Raw genomic sequence first — 1,432 nt, 5'->3', positions numbered from 1 at the left:
GTCGGCAAGCGGCTCGACTTCCTGATCCAGGAGCTGCTGCGCGAGGCCAACACGCTGGGCTCGAAGGCCTCGACGCTGGAGCTGACCAACATCTCGGTGGAGATGAAGGTCGCGATCGAGCAGTTGCGGGAGCAGGTGCAGAACCTCGAGTAAGGTTCGCCAGCCTTGTGTCGAGTCCCCGGGCACACGCGTAGCGAACATGCCCGGCGAGCACGTTCGTCACGACTCCTTCAAGACAGAGAGGTTTACATGCCCCAGACCGTTTGCATTCGACGTGTGGTGCTGCGCAACTACAAGAGCATCGGACATTGCGATGTGCGCCTGCATCCTCTGACTTACCTGGTCGGTCATAACGGCGCCGGGAAAAGCAACTTTCTGGACGCGCTGCACTTTGTTCGAGACGCCCTGGCTGGATCCTTGGACAGCGCCATCAACGAGCGTGGCGGCTTGAACGAAGTGCGCCGCCGCTCCAGTGGTCATCCGACGCATTTCGGCATTCGGCTTGAGTTTCGCCTGCGAGATGGTCGCGAGGGACGATATGCCTTCGACATCGGCGCGATGGCAAGCGGCAGCTATGAGGTGCAGCATGAAGAGTGCGTCATCACCGGGATCGGGAAAGGCCCCTTCTTTCGGATGTCCAAAGGTCAGCTGCGCGACAGCAGCGAATCCACCTTCCCAGCCGTGACGGCGGACCGACTCGCCTTGGTAGCTGCATCGGGCTTCACGGCATTCAGGCCTGTATTCGATGCGTTGACAGCGATGGGTTTTTACAACCTGAATCCCAAGCTGATGCGGGAACTCCAAAAGCCGCAGGATGGTCGCCTGCTCAAGCCCGTTGGCGAGAACATCGCCAGTGTGATCGGCCATCTGGAGCGCGTCGCGCCCGATCGTGTGAAGACCATCGAAGAGTATCTTCAGTCGGTGGTTCCAATGGTGCATGGCATGGAGCGCAAGTCCATCGGACCCATGGAAACGCTGGAGTTTCGACAGGAAATGGCCGGCGCCAAGCACCCTTGGAAGTTTCTGGCGCAGAACATGTCCGATGGCACGCTGCGAGCGCTTGGCGTGATGACCGCCTTGCTGCAAAGCAACGTCGACTACTCCCCGACGCTGATCGGTATCGAAGAGCCTGAAACTGCGCTGCATCCAGCGGCCAGCGCTGCCCTGCGCGAGGTGCTGGTTCATGCCTCCAACCAAACACAAGTTCTGGTGACCAGTCACAGTCCCGACCTGCTGGATGACCGCGGCATCGATGCCGATTCGATCATCTCCGTCATCTCGGAAGGCGGAGAAACAAAAATTGCGCCGTTGGACGAAGCCTCTCGCCAAGTGTTGCGCAATCACCTGTTTTCCGCCGGTGAGCTGCTGCGCATGAACCAGCTCGCACCTGACCGCGACATCATCGCGCAGCAGAGCGCGAGCCAGACAGACT

General features: G+C 59.9%; 2 protein-coding genes. Both read left to right on the top strand.

Features of this window, described 5'->3' with window-relative positions; genetic code table 11:
- A partial coding sequence (locus AC1D12_RS33265; protein WP_477845367.1) for an endoribonuclease YicC domain-containing protein occupies positions 1–153 on the top strand: 153 nt, incomplete at its 5' end.
- Between the two features lie 96 nt (positions 154–249).
- Positions 250–1,432: AAA family ATPase (locus AC1D12_RS33260; protein WP_477845366.1), on the top strand; the 1,183-nt coding region annotated here is incomplete at its 3' end.

The sequence above is a fragment of the Rhizobacter sp. P1_G5 genome, from assembly GCF_056405435.1.
Note: the sequence above shows the minus strand (reverse complement) of the source record. Positions and strands in the feature narration are given on the sequence as shown.